At 37.5% G+C, this 22395-nt stretch carries 22 protein-coding genes; 19 read left to right on the top strand and 3 right to left on the bottom strand.

From position 1 onward, the window contains the following. Positions 1 to 9 precede the first annotated feature (9 nt). From KV40_RS07385 to rnhA, 18 genes are all read left to right on the top strand, one after another. Positions 10 to 1029 carry a sulfotransferase gene (locus tag KV40_RS07385; RefSeq protein ID WP_036479493.1) on the top strand — a complete coding sequence of 340 codons (1020 nt, stop codon included), beginning with the start codon at positions 10 to 12 and terminating at the stop codon, positions 1027 to 1029. Positions 1030 to 1064: 35 nt separating this feature from the next. Continuing rightward, entirely contained in the window at positions 1065 to 2036 is a 972-nt protein-coding gene (locus KV40_RS07380; protein WP_036479491.1) for a glycosyltransferase, read from the top strand. Between the two features lie 114 nt (positions 2037 to 2150). After that, positions 2151 to 3287: a glycosyltransferase family A protein gene (locus KV40_RS31945; RefSeq protein ID WP_052055447.1), complete on the top strand. Its 1137-nt coding sequence runs from the start codon at positions 2151 to 2153 to the stop codon at positions 3285 to 3287. A gap of 32 nt (positions 3288 to 3319) precedes the next feature. Continuing rightward, positions 3320 to 4540 carry a glycosyltransferase family 4 protein gene (locus tag KV40_RS07370; protein WP_036479489.1) on the top strand — a complete coding sequence of 407 codons (1221 nt, stop codon included), beginning with the start codon at positions 3320 to 3322 and terminating at the stop codon, positions 4538 to 4540. Positions 4541 to 4596: 56 nt separating this feature from the next. Continuing rightward, positions 4597 to 5661, top strand: a complete 1065-nt coding sequence (locus tag KV40_RS07365) for an NAD-dependent epimerase/dehydratase family protein (RefSeq protein WP_036479487.1) — start codon at positions 4597 to 4599, stop codon at positions 5659 to 5661. Positions 5662 to 5685: 24 nt separating this feature from the next. Further along, positions 5686 to 6921: a glycosyltransferase gene (locus KV40_RS07360; RefSeq protein ID WP_052055446.1), complete on the top strand. Its 1236-nt coding sequence runs from the start codon at positions 5686 to 5688 to the stop codon at positions 6919 to 6921. A 12-nt stretch (positions 6922 to 6933) separates the two neighbouring features. Further along, positions 6934 to 7740, top strand: coding sequence for an FkbM family methyltransferase (locus KV40_RS07355; RefSeq protein WP_081942799.1), 807 nt, complete (start codon positions 6934 to 6936; stop codon positions 7738 to 7740). Between the two features lie 18 nt (positions 7741 to 7758). Next, positions 7759 to 9072 carry a DUF563 domain-containing protein gene (locus tag KV40_RS07350; RefSeq protein ID WP_036479483.1) on the top strand — a complete coding sequence of 438 codons (1314 nt, stop codon included), beginning with the start codon at positions 7759 to 7761 and terminating at the stop codon, positions 9070 to 9072. Positions 9073 to 9241: 169 nt separating this feature from the next. After that, entirely contained in the window at positions 9242 to 9943 is a 702-nt protein-coding gene (locus KV40_RS07345) for a sulfotransferase family 2 domain-containing protein (RefSeq protein ID WP_036479481.1), read from the top strand. A 13-nt stretch (positions 9944 to 9956) separates the two neighbouring features. Beyond that, the gene (locus KV40_RS07340; RefSeq protein ID WP_036479479.1) at positions 9957 to 10823 is read left to right on the top strand and encodes a glycosyltransferase family 2 protein; all 867 of its coding nucleotides are present in this window, start codon (positions 9957 to 9959) and stop codon (positions 10821 to 10823) included. 118 nt (positions 10824 to 10941) lie between these two features. Next, on the top strand, positions 10942 to 12045 hold the full coding sequence (locus tag KV40_RS07335; protein WP_036479477.1) for a hypothetical protein: 1104 nt from the start codon (positions 10942 to 10944) through the stop codon (positions 12043 to 12045). 97 nt (positions 12046 to 12142) lie between these two features. Then, on the top strand, positions 12143 to 13153 hold the full coding sequence (locus KV40_RS07330; protein WP_036479474.1) for a glycosyltransferase family 4 protein: 1011 nt from the start codon (positions 12143 to 12145) through the stop codon (positions 13151 to 13153). Between the two features lie 53 nt (positions 13154 to 13206). Further along, entirely contained in the window at positions 13207 to 14613 is a 1407-nt protein-coding gene (locus KV40_RS07325) for a hypothetical protein (RefSeq protein WP_036479473.1), read from the top strand. Positions 14614 to 14654: 41 nt separating this feature from the next. Next, a complete protein-coding gene (locus KV40_RS07320) occupies positions 14655 to 15929 on the top strand; it encodes a glycosyltransferase family 4 protein (RefSeq protein ID WP_216595558.1) in 1275 nt (424 codons plus the stop codon). Positions 15930 to 15947: 18 nt separating this feature from the next. Further along, positions 15948 to 17108, top strand: a complete 1161-nt coding sequence (locus KV40_RS07315) for a glycosyltransferase (RefSeq protein WP_036479471.1) — start codon at positions 15948 to 15950, stop codon at positions 17106 to 17108. Further along, positions 17109 to 18320 (top strand): glycosyltransferase, encoded by a 1212-nt coding sequence (locus KV40_RS07310; protein ID WP_036479469.1) that lies wholly within the window; start codon positions 17109 to 17111, stop codon positions 18318 to 18320. It begins immediately after the preceding gene. Positions 18321 to 18445: 125 nt separating this feature from the next. After that, positions 18446 to 19027: a YdcF family protein gene (locus KV40_RS07305; protein ID WP_052055445.1), complete on the top strand. Its 582-nt coding sequence runs from the start codon at positions 18446 to 18448 to the stop codon at positions 19025 to 19027. Positions 19028 to 19213: 186 nt separating this feature from the next. Further along, positions 19214 to 19690 carry a ribonuclease HI gene (rnhA, locus tag KV40_RS07300; RefSeq protein ID WP_371260773.1) on the top strand — a complete coding sequence of 159 codons (477 nt, stop codon included), beginning with the start codon at positions 19214 to 19216 and terminating at the stop codon, positions 19688 to 19690. Positions 19691 to 19757: 67 nt separating this feature from the next. Here rnhA and KV40_RS07295 read toward each other — a convergent pair whose 3' ends face one another. From KV40_RS07295 to KV40_RS07285, 3 genes are all read right to left on the bottom strand, one after another. Beyond that, positions 19758 to 20291, bottom strand: coding sequence for a tetratricopeptide repeat protein (locus tag KV40_RS07295; protein WP_081942797.1), 534 nt, complete (start codon positions 20289 to 20291; stop codon positions 19758 to 19760). Positions 20292 to 20556: 265 nt separating this feature from the next. Further along, the gene (locus KV40_RS07290; RefSeq protein ID WP_036479465.1) at positions 20557 to 21030 is read right to left on the bottom strand and encodes an MEKHLA domain-containing protein; all 474 of its coding nucleotides are present in this window, start codon (positions 21028 to 21030) and stop codon (positions 20557 to 20559) included. A 41-nt stretch (positions 21031 to 21071) separates the two neighbouring features. Continuing rightward, the gene (locus KV40_RS07285; protein WP_036479462.1) at positions 21072 to 21452 is read right to left on the bottom strand and encodes a VOC family protein; all 381 of its coding nucleotides are present in this window, start codon (positions 21450 to 21452) and stop codon (positions 21072 to 21074) included. Positions 21453 to 21650: 198 nt separating this feature from the next. On the opposite strand from KV40_RS07285, the gene KV40_RS07280 reads away from it, so the two are divergent. Next, the gene (locus KV40_RS07280; protein WP_036479460.1) at positions 21651 to 22352 is read left to right on the top strand and encodes a hypothetical protein; all 702 of its coding nucleotides are present in this window, start codon (positions 21651 to 21653) and stop codon (positions 22350 to 22352) included. Positions 22353 to 22395: the final 43 nt, after the last annotated feature.

Below are 22395 nucleotides of genomic sequence, written 5' to 3'. Positions count from 1 at the left end.
ATTTAAGAAATGCTAATTGAAGCTAAAAAAGATACTACATCCACATCGAGAAATGAACCAATTTTCATCTTAGGAATCAGTCAAAGAAGTGGCACAAACTTTGTTAGCGATCTGTTGGCTCTACATCCAGATTGTGATGCCACACTAATTCCAGAAGATTTTTTTATGGCTTACGCCGATTTATTAATTAAATTTGCTAATTCCCTCGATCGCCATTTGCGATATTGGGAGATAGATAAAATTGTAGGTTCACCAGAAAAAATATATGAATCTTTTGGCAATACTCTATCTACTTTTTTAAATTCTCAGGGAACTAAAAGTGATTTAATTGACTATAAAAATAAAACAGAGAATTTGAATGATTTTACAAAATCCACTAAAAGAAGAATAACTAAAACTCCTAGCGTTAAAAATCTATCTCACTTTTTTCATTTTTTTCCTAATTCTCCTTTACTTATTATAGTTCGTGATGGACGTGCAGTAGTTGAATCGAGTGTAAAAACCTTCAACAGAGGTTATGAGTATGAAATGAGAGCCTGGGCAGAAGCTGCTCGTACCATCATTCAAGCCAAGTCTGAATTTGATAAACTAAATCGCAAATATTTAATAGTTAAATACGAAGAAATTTTCACTAACACAGAACAAGAATTAAACAAAATTTTTTCTTTCTTGGACTTGAATGCAGAAAATTATGATTTTGAAAAAGCATTGAATTTACCAATTAGAGGTTCTTCAGAACTAAAAGAAAAGACAGGAAAAGTGCATTGGAACAAAGTAGAAAAAAGCCAAAAGTTTAATCCTTTAGTTCGATATAGCAACTGGGATCGAAGCCTGCACACAAGATTCAACTGGATTGCTGGAAATTATTTGGAAATGTTGGGCTATACTCAACAGACTAATTTTGATAACGAATTTTGGTGGAACTTATGGAATAAATGGTTGGATATTAAACATTTAGGTTTTAAAGGGATTTACAGAAAATTTAGATCTAAAATTACTGAGCATTTAAGGATTGAAAAAAACTCATAATATTTTTTTATTTTTTATGTTTAATCTATAAAAAAATGAATTACAGCAAAAAAGAATTAGAAAATATTATTGTTAGCGTGGTTATTCCTACTTATAACCGCGCCAATATACTCAGTCAGACAGTAAATAGCGTACTAAAACAAACGCATCAAAATTTAGAAATTATCATAGTTGACGATCGCTCTACAGATAATACCGAAACAGTTGTTAGCAGTATAAACGATTCTAGAATTCGTTATTTTTGCCATTCAACAAATAAAGGAGGTGCAGCAGCACGTAATATGGGTATTGAAGCAGCTAAAGGAGAATATATTGCTTTTTTAGATTCAGATGATGCTTGGGTTGCTAACAAACTAGAACTGCAACTTGCTGCGATTCAAAAATTTGATTGTCCAGAAAAAATAATAAGTTATACTCAAGTTTTTAATAGCGCATCTGGTATTTCCGAATCTACTTTTACCTCTTTTGACGAGCGTTTTATCTTTCCTAAACGAGGTAAAAAATCAACTGAATCTCTGGGAGATTACTTGTTCTGCGATCGAGGTATAGCGCAAACCAGCACTTTACTAATGCATAGATCTTTGGCACTGGCTACCCGTTTTCGAGAAAGCTTGAGAAAACATCAAGATTGGGATTTTTGTCTGCGACTGGAAGCCGCAGGAGCAATTTTTTCTTTTATACAAAAACCGCTTGTTATTTGGAATGGCGATCCCAATTTAGAACACGTTGGCAGAATATCTGATTATCGACTTTCGGAAAGCTTTATTAATCAATGTCGAGTCTATGTTTCATCTAAAGCTGCTACTGCTTTTTTATTAGATAAAGTTATTCCGTTTTTAATTCAGAGTAAAACAAGAAAATTATATTGTCAAATAATATTTTGCCAAGCATTAATACATCGTTTGATTTCTGGAAAATATTTTATCATAGTTACTGCTCGGTTATGGTTGGGAAAGATTAAAACATTACGCAAACTAAATTCATTAAGAAAAACGGTTTTTCCTTGAAAACAACTAAGAATAAGCGACTATATATATAAAAATAAATACACGCGAATTGTATTAAATATAAACAATTACTTTAACAATTTAAAAATATATTGTTAATTATTAAATAGCTTTATGAATAAACCAATTCCAAAAGTCAGTGTTTTGATGTGTGTTTACAATGGGGAAACTCATCTGAAAGAAGCTGTAAACAGTATTCTAAAGCAAACTTTCAAAGACTTTGAATTTGTTATTGTGGATGATGGTTCGACAGATAGCAGTTGGCAAATTCTTAACGAGTATAGTATTAAAGATTCTCGCATTGTCCTCGTTCAGAATCAAGAAAACCTTGGTTTAGAAAAATCTTTAAATAAAGGATTAGCTGCAACTACAGGAAAATATCTTGCCCGACAGGACGCGGATGATATTTCCTTTCCAGAGCGTTTACAACTACAAGTAAACTTTTTAGATACACATCAACAAGTTGGAGCCGTAGGATCTTCTATAGAATTTATCGATCGCCAGGGTAAAGTATTAAGCAAACAAAACTTACCTGAAGACCATGACAGCTTACAAAGTTTGCTTTTAATTAATAACTGTTTGTGGCATTCATCAATGACAGTTAGAAATAGTCTCCTTAAAGAATTGGGAGGATATAACGAGCAGATGCTTCATGCAGAAGATTACGATCTTTGGTGGCGGATAAGTTGTAACTCTTGTTTGGCAACACTTCCCGATGTTCTCCTACATTACAGACAAGACAATTCTGCTGCTATTACCAAGCTCAAACGCAAAAAACAGCTACAGTGTTCCCAACAAATTTCTTATAAAGCTATAAATCAATGTTTGCAAGATCGAGATTTATCATCTTTGAACGAAAAAGCTCACGAACGACTATGGTGGACATATTTAGAACTGATAGATAGGCAATCTTACAAAAAGTGGTGGTATGACGAACGCGGAAAAAGCGGTTTGCTTCAACAGCAAGATTTTAGGTGCCTAAAACCGTTTTGGAATCTATTGGTCAATCGTCCTGCGGGAACCAAGATTTGGGGAACTAGATTTTATCAATTAAGCAATCATCTTTTACGTAGCAGACAAACTTTAGTTGGATTGCAGTTGTTATGGATTTTAAAAACTAAATTAAATATATCTATTCAATGGAACACTACTATAAAAGCTTTAATTAAACCATATCTTCCAGGTATAAAACAGATAAATCGATTTTATAGAAATCATCATTTTCTAAAACCTAAAATTGACAGAATTTAAGCGCTCGCTGTATTTATCAACAAACTCTAACCATGAAAGTTCTGCATATCAATCAATCAGATATTACTGGCGGTGCTGCGATCGCAGGATATAGACTTCACCAAGAGTTACTAGAACACGGCATTGATTCTCGTCTGCTAGTAGGAAAAGCTCAAACAAAAAGCGATCGCGTCGCTACAGTTCCTCTAAAACAGCGTTGGGACAACCAATTATCTCGTTTTACTCGCCCTTTGGGACTCAACTATCTCAATGTTATCGGTAGTTTCAATATTCCACAGCACAACTTTTATCAAGATGCAGATATTCTTAACTTTCATAATTTGCATACTGGTTATTTCAATTATCTAACTGTTCCTGCTTTAACTAAACACAAACCAGCTATTTTTACTCTCCACGATATGTGGAGTTTTACGGGGCATTGTATCTATAGCTATGATTGCGATCGTTGGAAACACGGTTGCGGCAAATGTCCTTATTTAAATAGCTATCCCTCCATACGTAGAGATAATACTAACTGGGAATGGAAGCTTAAAAATTGGGTATATAGTCGTTCTAATCTAGTCATAGTTACTCCGAGCAAATGGCTGTCAGAGCAAGCTAAACAAAGTATGCTCGCTCGCTTTGAGATACATCACATTCCTAATGGAATTGATACCGAAGTCTACCAACCAATAGATTCCGAACAATGTAAATCTGTATTGGGAATTCCAAAATTTAAAAAAGTGCTGATGTTTGGCGCAGATAGCCTTAAAGATTCGCGCAAAGGTAAAGATTTGTTAATCACAGCTTTGCAAAACCTACCTGCCGAGCTTAAAAAAGAAGCTGTATTGCTAACTATTGGTAGCGGTGGCGAAACTATAGAATCAACTATTGGCATTTCCACTGTCAATCTGGGTTACATCAGTAGCGATCGCTTAAAAGCCATTGCCTATTCTGCTGCCGAGTTATTTGTCTTTCCCACTCGTGCTGATAATCTTCCTTTGACTTTGCAAGAAAGCATGGCTTGCGGTACCCCGATGGTATCTTTTAAAGTTGGCGGTGTTCCGGATTTAGTACGTCATGGCATCACAGGTTATTCAGCTACTCCCGAAGACGAACGAGATTTTGGTAACGGTATAAAGCAATTACTTCAAGACGATCTCTTAAGAGAACGTATGAGTCAAAATTGTCGGGCGATCGCGCTTTCAGAATATTCCCTCGAACTTCAAGTTCAAAGATATGTTCGGCTATATCAACAAGCTTTGCAAAATTGAATACATGTATTAATGCTGAATTGATTGAAAATTAGAAATTTATTGGTGCAAATCACATGAAAAAACTACTAGTTACTGGATCTTCAGGTTTAATCGGTTCGGAAGTTTGTATTTACTTTGCCAGTCAAGGATGGGCAATTCACGGTATTGATAATAATCAAAGAGCGGTCTTTTTTGGTTCTCAAGGAGATACTCGCTGGAATCAACAGAGATTACAATCGTCTATTAAAAATTTCACCCATCACGAACTAGATATTCGCGATCGCCAAGGTATTCTAGAGTTATTTGAAAGCTTGCGTCCCGATGCGATCGTCCACACTGCCGCCCAACCCAGTCACGACCGCGCTGCGGCGATCCCTTATGATGACTTTGATACTAATGCCGTAGGTACTTTAAATTTACTCGAAGCAACTCGTAGATTCGTTCCTGACATTCCCTTCGTACATTTGTCTACTAACAAAGTCTATGGCGATGCTCCCAATGAAATTTCTATGAACGAGACAGAAACTCGTTGGTGCTATAGCGATCCCACTTACGAACAGGGTATTCCCGAAACTTTTCGCATCGACCAGTCCAAACATTCACTGTTTGGAGCCTCAAAAGTAGCGGCAGATATTATGGTGCAAGAGTACGGTCGCTACTTTGGGCTTAAAACCTGCTGTTTGCGTGGTGGCTGTCTTACAGGTCCCAATCATAGTGGCGTAGAGCTTCACGGTTTCTTAAGCTATTTAGTCAAATCTAATTTAGAAGGTCGTACCTATAAAATCTTTGGCTACAAGGGAAAACAGGTGAGAGACAACATTCACTCTTATGATGTCGCTCGTTTTATTGAAGAATTTATCGCCAATCCTCGTAGTGGAGAAGTCTATAACTTAGGTGGTGGCAAAGACAATACCTGTTCGATTTTAGAAGCCTTTGCTATGGTAGAAAGCCTTACCAATAAAAAAATGCAGTACGAATATTTAGCCTTAAATCGCGAAGGCGATCACATTTGTTACTACAGCGATTTGAGGAAAATCAAAGACCACTATCCCAACTGGTCGATTACCAAGCCTTTAGATACAATTTTTGCTGAAATTGTTACGGGTTGGTCGAGCAGACTTCAGTATGCCAAAGCATAAATACAACCAGCATAAACAAAATTTATGAACGATCTACCTCGGCTTTTAATAGTCAGCGAAGCAACATTAAGTGAAGATAGCAGAGGAGCGAACCGAACGCTGGCTAATCTATTTGAGAATTATCCTCGCGATCGCCTCATGGTTTATGCTCCTGCCGAGCAACTAAAAAACGAACCGACATCTACTCGACTTGCCTCGCGTTCTAACTCTTTTAAAGGGTCTTTTTTACCACCCGTTCGCAATCGTCTTGGTAAATTTATCAATCCTCTAATTACAGCCATTAATTTACAGTTACTCGATTGGTTGCCAATTGAAAATCGAGAAAGTCTTGAAGATTTTAGACCAGAAGTAATCTTAATTTGTCCGATTACGACTCGCTGTCTGCTGATGGGCTATAAAGTAGCTATGTATTTCGATTGCCCATTTGCGATTTACTTTATGGATGACTGGATCGCAACCGATCGCACATCATGGTTATCTAGCGGAGTACAGAAGCTTTCTGATTGGCTGTTAGCTGAATCGACTGGTTGGCTAATGATTAGCGAGCAACTTCAAGATAGTTTGTCCAAGCGATATCAAATCGTACCCCAGCAGTCGGAGATCGTACACAATCCCGTCGATTTATCCGATAAACAAACGCCCGACTTTGAGATTTCGCAAGCAACTACATTTAAAGTACTTTATGCAGGTTCAATTTTCGCTATGCACTACGATGCCATAGCCGTTATAGCCGAAGCAATCTATCATTTGAGGCAAGAAGGAAAAGATATCGAACTCGTTCTTCATACTTCTGAAAAATTCTGGCAGCAGTACCAGGATAGTTGGCACAAATGGCAAGTAACAAAAGGTGGCTTTATTCCTTACGAACAGTTAAATCAGTGCCTACAACAAGGAAATTTACTATTAGTTGCTTCCTCATTTTTGCCAGAGCATAAGTATATGACTAATAGTTCGGTACAAACCAAAATTACTGACTATATGGCATCTGGAACACCAATTTTTGCTAGTGGACCTAATTATTCAGCCTGCAATAATTTTATTAAAAAACATGATTGCGGTTTGGTTTGCGAAACTAATAAAGTATCAGAAGTTAAAAAATATCTTCTAGAACAAATATCAAATCAGCAGCTAAATCAAAAATATGCGGCTACTGCTTTTAAAGTTCTCGAAGAAAAATTTGAAAAACAGCGAGTTAGTCAAAGACTCTATGAGTTTATTAAAAGCTTAAGTAATAACGCCAAAAAACAATACAATTACTGAGAAAAATAAAAAATGATAAAAAGTCTCGTTAATAATGTGGTGTATGGCAAAAAAGCTTTTCAGCCTCTATTTGAAAAACTGCATTTCATTTCTTTGTATGGAATGAATATTGGTTCGCCTACTGATGTAAAAACTAGCGGTGAACTTTTTGCTATTTCTTTAATCCTAGAAAAATTTCAAGAGGAAGAATTTGTAATAGTATTTGATGTTGGAGCTAATCAGGGGGAATTTACCAAGGCTGTTTTGTCGGGATTAAAAAAAATCAAACGTAAGTTAAAAATTTTTGCTTTCGAGCCTCAAAAGGAAGCATATACAAACTTCAAAGAAAATATAAAAAGCTCTAATGTCGCAGTCTATAACTATGGTTTTAGCGATACTAAAGGTAAAAAAACTTTTTTTCAAAACAATGAAATTTCAACTCTTTCCTCTTTGTATACAACTGATGCTTTATACGAGCCAAAATTTGACAAAGAGCGATTGGAAATCGAGCTAACTACTATAGACGATTTTGTTGAAAAAAAACAAATTTCTAAAATCCATTACCTGAAAATAGATGTAGAAGGACATGAATTTAGTATTTTACAGGGTGCTAAACATGCTTTGCAAAATAACAAGATCGAAATAATACAGTTTGAATTTGGCAATGTTAATGCTATTGCTAAAGTGTTTATGAAAGATTTTTTCGATCTTTTAGGCGACCGCTACGATATATATAGACTTCTAAAAGATGGTATTCAAAAAATATCTAAATATGACGGAAAAATTGAAATATATCAAACGACAATCTACTTAGCGATCGACAAAAAGTTAGTTATTTAATTTTATACTTTAATTTTTATGAATCAGACGTTTTCTCCTTTAATTGGCTCTACTCGTAATTCTTTGGTAAAGCTATATCACTCTATACCAGGAGTCAGAAATAGTATTGGTTTACCATCGGGCTTTTATGCTTCGTTTATCGATTGGATTCAACAAATTCAGACTGACGACAATACAACAGTAAATTGCCAAGAAATTTACTCACGACATAAAATTTTTCGCTCGCAGCCAAAAACTATTGAATCGACCATTCATAAAAATTTTGCAATTAGTAATGTTAACTATTCATTTGAGAGTGCTTCTGTATCTCTAATTGAAGCTAAAACAACCGATGGATTTAAATTATGGGGACCTAATGGGGCAGTAATTACTCCAGATAATAAGTTGGTAGTAGATTCTCCAGGTGAATTTTATGTCGATCCTACTCAGGGTTACGACCATTCGGTATTTTTACAGTGGCGATTGCCGCCTTTGTCAGAGATAAAAGGTAAGGTAGCTGTCTTGTCGGCACCTGGAAGCCATAGCTATTTTCATTGGATGTTGAATACTTTGCCTCGTTTTCATTTATTAGAGGCTGGAGGAGTCGATTTAAATTCCATAGATCGTTTTATTTTAAGTAAAAATTGTCATACTAAATTCCATTTAGAAACACTTAATGCTTTAAATATCTCTCAAGAAAAAATAATTCTTGCAGATTGGCAATTTCATGCCAAGGTAGAGCATCTAGTAATTCCCCATGGTCTTTGTTTGCCAGCAGAGCCAACGTCAGAAGATGTTTTACGCTATAAAAAATATGGCAGTTTTACGGGAAACGTTCCCCGTTGGGCTTGTGACTTTGTCAGAAAACTCTTTTTGCCGTCAACTGCTTTTGCTTCTCCTACTCCAAAAAGTAGAAAAATTTATATTACCCGTAAAACCTCAATAAGAAAAGTTCTCAACGAACCAGAAGTCATTGAATTTTTGACCGAACATGGTTTTGAGACTGTTGACTTGGCTGAATTTTCCATTGCCGAACAGGCAAAACTGCTAAATTCTGCATCGGCTGTAGTAGCAGTTCATGGTGCTGGATTGACTAATGTTGTATTTTGCCGAGAAGGAACGAAGGTAATTGAAATCTTTCCTCAAGACTATGTCAAATTAACCTATTGGGGTCTGTGCAATATTCTCAACTTAGACTACTATTATGCGATCGGTGAAGTAGAACAAAGTGTAGATGAATCTGATGACTATGCTGCCAGACAACAAAATTTATTAATTCCTATTAAAAAATTATCTGAATTACTAAATAAAGCTGATTACTTTTTAAAAGGGAATATTCCAAGCAAACCATGAATTATTAATAAACAAACTAGATCGCGGTCGAAAAGACAAAAAAAATTAATGCTGATATTGTAGTAGGTTTTAAAATAGCATTAAAACAAATGTAATTTTATGTTTGCAAGTTAAGATTTGCAATAAAAAAGCACTATACGAATTAATTTGCAGTTTATTATAAATAGAAATGAACGGTACTATTATTTTTACTCATATTCCTAAAACTAGTGGCACTTCTTTTAGAAAACATTCAATCGATCCCAATTTTGATGCTAGAGAAATTTATGAAGGTAAAGGTAGGCTAGCTTTAATTACTAAACTAAATAAGAGAAAAATTAAAATTATCCAGGGACATATTAGGTTTGGTATTCATCGTTATATTGCCTGCAGACCTATATATATAACTTTTTTCAGAGATCCAATTCAAAGAGCCATTTCAGAATACTTTTTTATCAAACAGTCAAAATATTCTACTTATACTCATCCCGACCATGCACTAGTTGAGAATTTGCCATTACAGGATTTTTTTAAACTAAAGTATAGAGATAATTTACAAACTAGGTTTATTGCTGGTTATGGATATGACAAAATAATTGGCAATTCCGAAAAACTGTTGGACAAAGCAATAGAAAATTTAGATAAATGTTATAAAGTTATTGGAATTAAAGAAAGATTTGATGAATCATTGTGTTGCTTTCAAAACTATTTTGACTGGAAGCAAGTAAAAGATCGAGATTATCTAGAAAAGAAAACTTTAGTAAAAAGTAAAATTGAAGATCTCGATGCAAATGTTTTGGAATCTCTTCATCAGTCCCACGTTTTAGACTTAAAACTTTACGAATATGCTACAGCCAAATTCGAGCAGCAGTTAAGCAATTTAAAAGTTTAGCTATATACAAACTATGAATCCAACGATAATTCCTTTATTTTCAGTTATTATTCCTACCTATCAGCGCAATGATTTATTAGCAAAATGTTTGGATTGCTTGGCTCCTAATGTTCAAACATTATCAACCGAAAGCTATGAAGTAATTGTAACTGACGACGGTTTTAATACTACTGCCGAGGGGCTAATTCGCGAGCGATATCCGTGGGCAAAATGGGTTTCAGGTTCTCGCAAAGGTCCAGCAGCCAATCGTAATAACGGAGCTAAATATGCTAGAGGAAAATGGTTAGTATTTACGGATGACGATTGTTTGCCCGATCGCCACTGGCTAGAAGCTTATGCTAAAGCTATAGTTGATGAATCTAATTATCAAGTTTTTGAAGGCAGAACTTATGTAAATCGTCCTAAAAAAAGTTTATCTGAAGTCTCTCCTATTAACGAGACAGGAGGATATTTATGGTCGTGTAACTTTGCCATCGAAAGAAGACTATTTGAGTCGATTGATGGTTTTGACGAGCGATTTCCTTATGCAGCAATGGAAGATGTCGATCTAAACTACAGGTTAACAAAAGAAGGATATAAATCATTTTTTGTTAATAGTGCCTCTGTTTGTCATCCTTGGAGAAAAATGGGAGAATGGCAGAAATTAAAACAGCATCAAAAATCGACATTAATTTATTTGTCCATACATCCTGAAGAATCAAATAGACTCAACAAAGTATATTATCTTAGAGCTTTTTTAAAAGATTTAATTTTAGAAATCATACCAGGTATCTTAAAATATCGCGGCGCAGGTGCAACTTTTGCTTTGCTCAAGCTTTGGCTATTTTTAGAAAATATGTTGTTAGTCAAACCGCCTTTGGATAGAAAACTAGAGTTTTAGAGATATTACCCTTGGCAAATCATTTTTTAACTTAGATTAAAAGTTGCTAAAAATCTTCGATTTAGCTATTAGATAGGCGATCGAGTCGCTCGAAAAATTACAGCAAAAATAGATAGGTATGGCGATCGCTAAAATAATTCAAATCGTTCCTCGCGTTCCTCCAGCAACTGATGGTGTTGGAGATTATGCTCTTAACTTAGCTCGGAAACTTCGCCAGGATCGCGAGATCGATACCCATTTTATCGTTGGCGATCGCACTTGGACTGGAGCAAATACTCTTGAAGGTTTTTCGATTAGCAAGTTAACATCTTCTACTGCTAAATCTTTATCGTTCGCGCTATCCCAAAAGCAAGCAGAGGCAATTTTACTGCACTACGTTGGTTATGGTTATGCCAAAAGAGGCTGTCCGACTTGGTTGGTAAATGGTTTACAAAACTGGCGCGATTTTAGTCCTAAAAGCCAGCTAGTAACCATGTTTCATGAAGTTTATGCCGCAGGAGAACCACCATGGACGAGTGCTTTTTGGCTATTTTGGCTGCAAAAAAAATTGGCTGCCAGGCTCGTGCAATTGAGCGATCGCGTTTTAACTAATAAAAAGCTCTACAGTCAAATTTTGAACGGCTTGAGTCGGGGTAAACATTTAGATATTCCAGCACTACCCGTTTTTTCTAACATTGGTGAAGCCAGGCAACTATCTCGTCTATCGGAACGTCAGCCTTGGCTGGTTGTCTTCGGTGGTAGAAATAATCGTAAAAAAGCCTATTTAGAATCTCACTCTAAAATTAGCCTCGTTTGTCAAATTTTAGGTATCGAGCAAATTATCGATATTGGCACTCCTACTGGATTATCTTTGAGCGATCTCAATGGCATTCCAATAATAGAGAAGGGCAAACTGCCCAAAGATGAAATAAATCGAATTTTCTTAAAATCACGTGGCGGATTTTTAGATTATAATCCCGAATATTTGGCAAAATCTGGTATCTTTGCGGCTTACTGTGCTTATGGATTAGTACCCTTCAATGCCAAAGGTAGCCATTTAGAAATTGATGGCATAAAATCGGGAAGACATTATTTAGTAGCCAATTGCTCGCTCGAACTTCAAGGAGGAATGAATGAATTACAGGCTATAGCCGATCGCGCCTATGGCTGGTATCAAACTCACAATTTAGCTTCTCAAGCCCAGGTTTTTGCCTCTCAAATGAGCCTATGCCACAGTCTATAATTGCCAGTTTTAATATAGATTTAGCGTAGCAGGTGGGCTGACTACAAAAATACGAAATTCATTATCGAAAGAAACCATAGTTAACATTTAGAAGATAATGAAGATTTTAATTTATTCGCCATCTTTTTATCCCAATGTCGGTGGTATAGAAACAATTGTTGCAACTCTGGCAACCGAATTTAGCCAGCAGGGACACTTAGTAAAATTGGTTTCCCTGACACCAAACAGGGATGCAGAGCAATTTACTTTTGAAGTAATTCGCCAACCAAAAACGAGAGATTTAATAAATTTAATGCGCTGGTGTGATGTCTACTTTCAAGGCTGTATCAGTCTTAAAGGAATTATGCCCTTACTCGCCATACGCAAACCTTATGTTGCCAGCCATCATACTTGGTATCGTCGTGCCAATGGCAGCAAGAGTTGGCAAGACTATCTCAAAAATTTGGTGAGTCTGTTTGCCACTAATGTCTCTGTCAGTCATGCCATAGCGAGCCATCTTCCCGTTAAATCTTCAGTAATTCCCAATTCCTACCGAGCCGATACTTTTAAACTAATACCAGAGATAAAGCGCGATCGCGAATTAATATTTTTGGGGCGTTTGGTTTCTGATAAAGGAGTAGGTCTACTGCTACAGGCTCTAGCCAATCTTAAAGAGTATGGGTTGTATCCCAAATTAACAATTATTGGCAAGGGAGCAGAAGAAAATAATCTCCGAAGACAGGCACGAGATTTAAACATATTAGAGCAAGTTAATTTTGTTGGCGTAAAAACTGGACGAGAGTTAGTCGAGTTACTAAATGCCCATCAAATTATGGTCGTTCCCTCCCTGTGGCACGAACCTTTTGGCATCGTGGCATTAGAAGGAATTGCTTGTGGTTGTGTTGTAGTTGGCTCGGAAGGAGGAGGCTTAAAGGATGCTATCGGTCAATGTGGAATTACTTTCCCCAATGGCAATGTCTCGGCTTTAACTCAAAGATTAGCGGAATTGCTAAAAGATCCCAGTCGCCTATCTCTCTATCGACAAGACTCTGAAGTCCACTTGTCGCGTCACCAACAAACTGAAGTGGCACAAGCCTATTTACGAGTTTTCGAGCAGGCGGTTGGTTAAACTCATTCAATGCAGAACATAAACGAAACTTATTTGTCATTGGAGACTTTGTTTTGGACTTATTAATTATCGGTTTTTTAGGAGCTTCTGTCGTAATTTGTTTGGCAGCACAAAACTGGCGTTTGTCGGTGAAAACAGCACTAGTCATAGTAGTCATTGAAGGAGCATTACGTAAATGGGGCTTACCTCAAGCCAGTCAATTAATTTACTTTCTTAAAGACTTTATTCTCATTGGGGCTTATTTATCCTATTTTTTTGCTGGTTCTCGCTCAAACCATCACTTTGCGGTCAAAAATCGTACTATTGAGGGGTTCGTATATATCACTACTATCTGGTGTTTATTTCAAGCCTTCAATCCTGCTTTAGGTTCGCCTATTATAGGTTTTTTTGGCATCAGGAATTATTTGATTTACGTTCCCCTAATGTGGATGCTGCCTTCTCTATTTGCTTCTGAAGAAGAATTATATAAATATTTGCGAGCTTACTTGTTGTTACTCATTCCCGTGGGCTTACTAGCGATCGCTCAATACTTTAGCCCTCCTAGTAGTCCACTAAACGTCTATGCGGCAGATATGGAACAAGAAATAGCTCTGTCGGGAGGCGCGGTTAGAGTAACTGGAACTTTTTCCTATATTGGAGGCTATACGACATACTTAATGACCTGTCTGTGCTTGTTAATTCCTATGATTAGTAGAAGGCAAACACGATTATGGGAGTGGTTGACTATTATTGAAATAATGTTAATCGCAATTACTAGCTTGATGACGGGTTCGCGGGCTTTGATTATCTTAAGTATTTTGTTATTAGCTGGATACTTTTATCTAGAAGCATCTAAAAATATTACCGATTTAATAAATTCTTTTAAAAAGTTTCTCGTTCCTGCGATTGCAGCTTTTGCAGTCGTCACAATCAAATTCGCCACAGCAGTAAATACGTTTGAAGCCCGCGCCGCTAAAAGTGATGACATCGTACCGAGAATTATAAATATTTTTACCGAACCCTTTCGCTTTATGGGGCTGACACCATACGGCTATGGCAGTGGAGCGACTTTTCAGGCTAATGCAGTCATTCGCAGTTTGCTGCACTTACCACAAGGACAAGCTATTCGGGTCTATTACGAAGCAGAACCAGGAAGAGTAACATTAGAGTTGGGTATGGTTGGGTTTGTCTTGTGGTACGGCTTAAAAATCGTTTTGCTAGTTGCTATGTGGAGAGTCTGCCAAAAGTTGAATAGACCTTTTTTGAGGCGTTTGGGATATAGCATACTGGTATTTCTAGTCATCAACTCGATCGGACAGATAGTTTTCAATCACGTCACCAATTTATATTACTGGTTTTTAAACGGCTTTATTTTTTTGTTACCTCACCTAGAAAGAATTGAAATTTGGAAACATAATTATTATGTCGCTCAATACTGCGATCGCACTGAAGCGAATTTCACCGATCCATCCCACCAGTAATCCTTGCTTAGAAAGAATTAAAATTTGGAATCGTAATTATTATGTCGCTCAATACTGCGATCGCGCCTAAGCGAATTTCACTAATCCATCCCACCAGTAATCCTTTTTCCCGCCATGCAGCTATAGCTCTGGCAGAGGTAAACTGGCTCAAAGAAATTGTGACTTCTTTTGCCTATAATCCCCAGGGAAAAGTTGCCAACCTATTGGCAAAACTACCTGGCAATGGCTCAAACCAACTCTGTCGCGAATTAGAACGGCGAACTTGGATTCCGCCGCAGAACGTGACTCTAAATAGCTATCCCCAAGCAGAAATTCTGCGGATGGCATTGGTTAAATCTGGTCTGAGCCGCTCGTTGGGTATGGGTATTTCTGGTCCTATAGATCGGGTCTATACGACATTAGATCGCACTGTTGCCCAACATCATCTGCATGAAATCGATGCGGTATATGCTTATGAAGATGGGGCAGCAGATACCTTTCAAGCAGCTCATCAGCAAAATATCTTTTGTTTGTATGACTTGCCAATTCCTTTTTATCAAACGAGCAGGCAGATTCAAGCCGAAGAAGCAGAACTGTTTCCCAATTTGGCTACTACTCTAAAAGTAGTTAGGGAACCCGCCTGGAAATTAGAGCGCAAAGAAAGAGAAGTCCAACTAGCAGACCATATTTTTGTAGCATCTTCAATGACTAAAAGATCGCTGCTAGATATTGGAATTGCAGCCTCAAAAATCAGCGTGATTCCCTATGGTGCGCCCGTAGACTATTTTCAGCCACAGCCCAAAAGTCATAGCAAGTTTCGCGCTTTATTTGTTGGGCGTGTGGGTTTGCGTAAGGGAGTCCATTATTTACTACCAGCTTGGCAGGAGCTACATTTGCCAGATGCAGAGTTATTATTGGTGGGAGTTGATGAATTTCCTCCAGGCTATTTACATCGAGATTGGCAAGGTGTGCGTCACGTTCCTTCCGTTCCCCATCAACAGTTGAGTCAATACTATAATTCAGCCGACGTTTTTGTATTTCCTTCTTTAGTTGAAGGTTTTGGACTGGTATTGCTAGAGGCTATGGCTTGTGGTATTCCCATTATTACCACTCCTAATACCGCAGGACCAGATATTATTACCGATGGGGTAGAAGGTTTTATCGTTCCCATTCGTGATAATGATGCTCTTAAAGAAAAACTAGAGTGGTGCTACCGCCATCCTAAAGAGTTGAAGGCTATGGGACGAGCGGCGCGTCAACAGGCAGAACGATTAACATGGGATCTGTACCGCCAGCGGTTATCGACTGAGGTAAAAGAGGTTTTAGCAAGACTTTAAACTCACTAAGTATTGATTATGAATTACGCTGCATCGCGTTCTGGTTTTCACTTATGGTTTCCTAATATTTTCGAGTTTAAAGGAGGTATTCAGGTATACTCGGCTTTTTTGTTAGAAGCCTTGCAAAAGATCTATCCCCAACAAAGTTACGATGTTTTTCTCAAACACGATACTCGTTTTATAGAGGAAATTAACTTTTTACCCCAAACTCGCTTTCACTTTAGCGGCAAGTGGACTGCTAAGTTAAGGACTTTGATGTTTGCCTGTCAGCTTATCGGCTACGGACTGTGGCAGCGTCCTAAAATCGTGCTGGCAACTCATTTAAATTTTGCCGTTGCTGCCTACTGGCTCAAACGCTTATCTGGCATACCTTACTGGACGGTAGCACATGGAGTCGATGCTTGGGATATTAAAAATCCAACTTTACAAAATGCTCTTAAGTCTGCCGATCGCATTTTGGCAGTAAGTAGCTATACAAGAGATCGCCTGATTGCCGAACAAAATCTCGATCCCAAGCGCATTTCTTTATTACCAAATACTTTTGATGCTAGCCGTTTTAAAATTGCTTCCAAACCTCAATATTTACTAGAACGCTATCATTTAACTAAGGAACAGCCTGTAATTTTAACCGTAGCCAGGCTAGACAGCTTGGAGCGTGCTAAAGGTTACGACCAAATTATACAAGTACTACCGCAAATTCGCGCCTTTTGTCCCGACGTTCGTTATATTATCGCTGGTAAAGGCAGAGATCGCCCCAGACTCGAACGGTTAATTGCCGAACTTAAGTTACAAGACTGCGTAACTCTAGCGGGTTTCGTTCCTGACGAAGAACTCAACGACCACTATAATCTCTGTGATGTGTTTGCCATGCCTAGTAAGGGGGAAGGTTTTGGCATTGTTTATTTAGAAGCATTAGCCTGTGGTAAACCAACTTTGGGAGGCAATCGCGACGGGGCAGTCGATGCTCTCTGTAACGGTGAACTAGGGGTACTGGTCGATCCCGACGACTTAGGAGAGATTTCACAAACTCTAATCTCTATTTTACAGAGAACCCACCCCCATTCCTTAATTTATCAACCTGAGACTTTAAGGCAGAAAGTAATTGAGGAATTTGGATTTGCTCGGTTTCAAACCAGACTCGCTCGACTATTGCAAACCCATGCGAAGGAAATCGGTTAGATGAAAGTATTGCATGTCATTCCCTCTCTCAGTCCTACTTTAGGTGGACCGACACAAGCCGTATTGAATATGGTCAAAGCTCTACGCAGCTTGGGGGTAGAAGCTGAAATCGTTACGACTAACGATAATGGAGTAGAGCTTTTAGATGTTCCCTTAAATCGTCGTGTAGTTTACGAGCAAGTTCCCGTCTGGTTTTTGCCGCGTTTTACACCGCCAATCAAAGAATTTATTTTCTCTGCGGCTCTTACTCGCTGGTTATGGCAACACGCTTCAGAATATAATTTGCTACATACCCATTATCTCTTTTCTTATGCCTCTACTTGTGCGGGCGCGATTGCTAGGCGGCGACAGATTCCCTACATTGTTAGAACCATTGGTCAGCTTACTCCTTGGGCTTTAGCTCAAAGCCATTTGAAAAAACAAATATACACGGCTGTAATCGAACGTCACAATCTTCAACGAGCCGCCGCAATACACTGTACCGCTTTAGGAGAAGCCGAAGATGTGCGAAACTTTGGTATTGAAACTCCAACTATAACTTTACCTTTAGGAGTATTGCCTCCAGCAAGCTTGCCTACAGCGAGAGCCGAGTTGAACAGTCTCTATCAAATACCTCCACAGAGAAAGATAATTTTATTTTTATCGCGACTACATTACAAAAAACGTCCCGATTTACTAATTGAATCTCTTAGCAGATTAAATGACAGCAATTCTGATTTTCATCTGATTCTGGCGGGTACGGGAGAGCAAAACTATATCGATTACCTACAAAATTTAGTGATAAAACTGGGTTTGAGCGATCGCACTTCTTTTGTCGGTTTTGTTTCGGGAAGGGATAAAGATTTATTGTTACAGGGTGCGGATATATTTGCCTTACCCTCTTTTTCCGAAAACTTTGGCATTGCCGTTGCCGAAGCTATGGCTGCTGGTTTGCCCGTAGTCGTTACTTCAGGAGTGCAAATTGCCCCCGAAATTGCTGCGGCAGAAGCGGGTTTTGTCATTCAAGGAGAGAAGACTGAATTGACTCAAGCGATCGCCAATTTATTAAATTTGCCACAGTTGCGATCGCGAATGGGTAACAATGCTCGTAATTTGACTACCGAGAAATACTCCTGGCAGGCGATTTCTACAAAACTAATCGACCATTATTCGGAAATTATCGACCGCAACACTTTAACTCCAGATTTAAAGGATCTGTCTTACGAAACTTAAATAAATGCGAGCATTACCTCGATTACTAAAAGAACCAAAACTATTTATTGCCTCATATAAATCTGTAAGATATGGTTGAAGTAAAATACTAGCCTTCGACCGAGAACTACGACTTTAAGGTTGGGATGAAATTCAAACAACCAAAATATTATTTGCGATATCTTGCTATATTCATAGTAATTATTTTCAGTGCAGGTTTATTTATCTTTACCAGCATTACTATTAGAATTGCGACCGCCCGTTTTTTTCAGCCTCAACCGCAAGCCATACTTACTCTAGGGGGAAGTCCGCAGCGAGAAGAATTTACTGCTTGGTTTGCACAGTTCTATCCCTCTTTACCTATTTGGGTTTCTAGTGGTTTTAGCGAAGCTGTCTCGCGACAAATCTTTCGCGATGCTGGTATTTCCTCAGAAAGAGTACACCTAGATAATCGCGCTACGGATACGGTAACTAACTTTACTACTTTAGTAGCAGATTTCAAAAGTCAAAATATCCAGCATCTCTATTTAATTACTTCGGATTATCATCTGCCCAGAGCTAAAGCGATCGGCTACATCGTTCTAGGCAGTCAGGGAATTGCTTTTACTCCAATAGCAGTGGCTAGCGAAGAGCCTCCTGAAGCTAAAATAAAAATTCGGCGCGATACTGCCAGGGCTTTATTGTGGTTATTTACCAGACATACCGGCTCTAGTTTAAAGACACGTTAAATATAGCTTGTTTGTATAATTTTAAAATCAACCGCAACTTATTATCGAGCAGTAATGAATGACAGAGAGGCAATTATTCGCCAGATTGAAGCAATTCCCGAATCTCTATTGCCTGAAGTACGAGACTTTATCCAGTCTTTGCAGCGTAAACCCCAACAAACGCAATCGCCAGTTACGCCAATAGCTATAACAAAAACTCTCTCCGATCGAGTCATTATTTATACAGATGGAGCCTGTACGGGCAACCCTGGTGCTGGCGGTTACGGTGCGGTGTTAATTTATGGGGAACATCGCAAGGAAATTGCTGGCGGTTATCGGCTTACTACTAATAATCGCATGGAAATGATGGCAGCGATCGCAGCATTAAAAGCATTAAAAAACCAATGTACTGTAACTCTACACAGTGACTCTAAATATATTGTCGATGCTGTAAACAAAGGTTGGGCAAAACGCTGGCAGGCTAACGGCTGGAAGCGCAACAAAAAAGAAGCAGCCAAAAACCCCGATCTTTGGCAAGAATTACTCAATTTATGCCAAAAACATCAGGTAGAATTTGTTTGGGTTAAAGGTCATGCGGGTATCGCCGAAAATGAAAGATGCGACGCGCTTGCCGTTGCCGCAGCCCAACAGCCTAACTTACCACCAGATGCAGGATATTGCTAACAAACAAGTATTGAGTATTAAAAATTGAGAGCTATCTATTTTTTTTAGCTCTTTTGTTCGACAAAAATCAAGAATTAGAAGAAACCAAACGTTTTTCTAGTGACTTAGTACGTTGCTGTGCGGTTTTATTTTCTGGGTCTATGTTTAATACTTCTTTATATGTTTCTACAGCTTTTACTACCATTTGTTTTTTCTCGTAAACATTAGCTAAATTATTTAAAGCAACTACGTATTCGGGATAAATTTTTAAAGCTTCTTTATATTGGCGAATAGCAATGTCGTATTGTTCTTGTCCAAAATAAGCGTAACCCATAGCATTGTGGATGAGAGCTTCGTTTTCTGGTTCGAGTTTTTTATCTGCTTTTAAAGCTTTTTTGAACAAATTGATAGACTGTACGAATAGTTTTTTGTCTAAGTAAAGACTACCGAGTTGATAGTATTCCTGAGCGGTTCCTGCTTCTTTTTTCAGTTTATTTTGTAAACGAGAAAATTTGCTTTCTTGACGACGAGTTTTAATTACTTCTCTTAAAATAAAAATAGCGGCAAAAATCAAGATTGCTAGTAAAGCCGAGATATATATTAAAGGTAAATTACCATCCATCATTAGATATTAAAAGTTAAATAAATTTGTTTGAGTTAACTATATATTAACCATATACAGCAGCTGGCGCGATCTCCTAAGTATACTTAAACTGTCAAGATGCCAAACACTAAGAGTTTCAGCGATTTTAGTTCGAGCTAAATTGGTACTTAATCAATCTGAAAACCGCTATAATTCTCGCACAAGCTCAAGCTGTTATTATTTTTGATTAACAAAATGTTTAGTATTTTATAGAGCGATCGCAGTGACGATAAACAAATTTGCCCTAAGCTTCAAGGACAGACCATTTAGAAAAAGTTGCAGCTTGACCACAAAGTTCCCCTGTTTTATCTTGCAAATTCCACACAATCGCCTTTTTAATTAAAAACCTGGTTCCCTTGCTAGAAATTCTTATCCCCTTATAGTCGTCAATATATCCCTGTTGGGTTACTCGCTCTAACATCATTTTTCTGGTTTCTCGATTTTCTCTTTCTGCTGTCAGTCTCGATGGCGTTTGGGTAAATGTTTCCCAGGGCATTTCCCACAGTTTTAAAGCGAGTTTATTGCCGTAATTAAGTACGGGATCTTTTTGTGTGCCATGAGAAACGAGAACAAAAGGCGCGAAAAATAAATTTTTTGCCAGTATTTCGGGATTATTTGTGGCTGAAATTAGTTCTTTACCAACCGTACGGCGAAAACTGTTAACTAAAATTTGCGATCGAACAATAGTTGCTGGCTGTTGCCAAATGGGTAAAGACATCGATTACTTTTAGCTGCGAATAATATTTAAGAGCGATCGCTTTATTTAGAATTTTGATTTACTTGACTGAGTTCGATAATATTATTATCTGGGTCTAGAGTAAAAAATGCCGCACGTCCAGAGGAACTCATCTGAATGGGATGTCCTTGGTCTTGTAACTTTTGTTTGGCAGTGTTTAAATCGTCTACTGTAAAGGCTACATGAGCATTTCTGCCCCATTTTTCCATGTTATGTATTTTGGCTTCAAAATCAGGTCGCACGATGATATGAAGCTGATGTTCGCCAATTTGATACCAAGCACCGAGAAAGTTTGAAGTACGCTTAGAAGATTTAGATAAGCCTAAAATATTGCCATAAAATTGCTCTGCCTTGTTGAGATCGGATACTAAAATAGCCGTATGAAGACAGCTAGTAATTTTCATTATTGCTATTGTTGGTTGTCGATCGCTGAAAATATCATATCGCAACAGCCTCAAACTTTGAAAATTTCAATTGTTTTTGACTGATAAAAAACACAATTTTACGTAAGCTAGACTTAGTTTCCAAGTACATCAACATACTCAAGATTATTAAGTCTGCCGCAAATATTTTTTTTGATATTCTAAAAGTATATTTAACGTATGGAAACAATTTTATCTAATTGCTGCAAACAACTTCTAGATTTGCGTAACGCTCAGTTAAGTGAAGAATACTATTATAGTAGTCTTCCGTTGTGTGTTATCGATGCCGTTTTTTCTATAGGAATTAGGTATTCTACAACTCGACGAGTAGTCATAAATTTTTGCAATCGCCAGAAAATCAAACGTCTAAGAGAATATGGCAGCCTGTACCCTGACAAAAAACAGCAGTTTTCTATTAGAGAGTTTCTTAGTTTGTATGAAAACTATAGCATCGAAGAATTGGCTAATAACTTTTTCAAAAATAGATGTAGAACTTCTTCTCGTAACGGAATTTTAAAGACAGAAGCAGTTTTTAAATTTAGCGAAGTTTTATATAAATATGAAATAAACTTTTTTCAAGATTTACCTGATTTTATTGGTAATAAAGAATTTGAATATTCTATTAAACAGATACCAGGTCAAAAAAGCGGAATATCGACGAGTTACTTTTATATGCTTGCAGGAGAAGAAAATTTTATTAAGCCAGACAGAATGATAATTAGATTTATTGAATCATGTATTGGAAAAAGTATAAATATCCACGAAGCTACTGAATTGCTAAAAGAAGCATATAAAACTCTGAAAAGTAATTTTCCCAATTTAACACTACGACAACTCGACCACGAAATTTGGAAGTATCAAAAGAATGCTCCATTAAGTTAATTATAGGTGCTTTGTTACGTTGTGCGATCTCATAATACACTTG

The organism is Myxosarcina sp. GI1 (genome assembly GCF_000756305.1).
Lineage (GTDB): Bacteria > Cyanobacteriota > Cyanobacteriia > Cyanobacteriales > Xenococcaceae > Myxosarcina.
The sequence above is the reverse complement of the archived record's forward strand: the minus strand, read 5'-3'. Positions and strand labels throughout refer to the sequence as shown.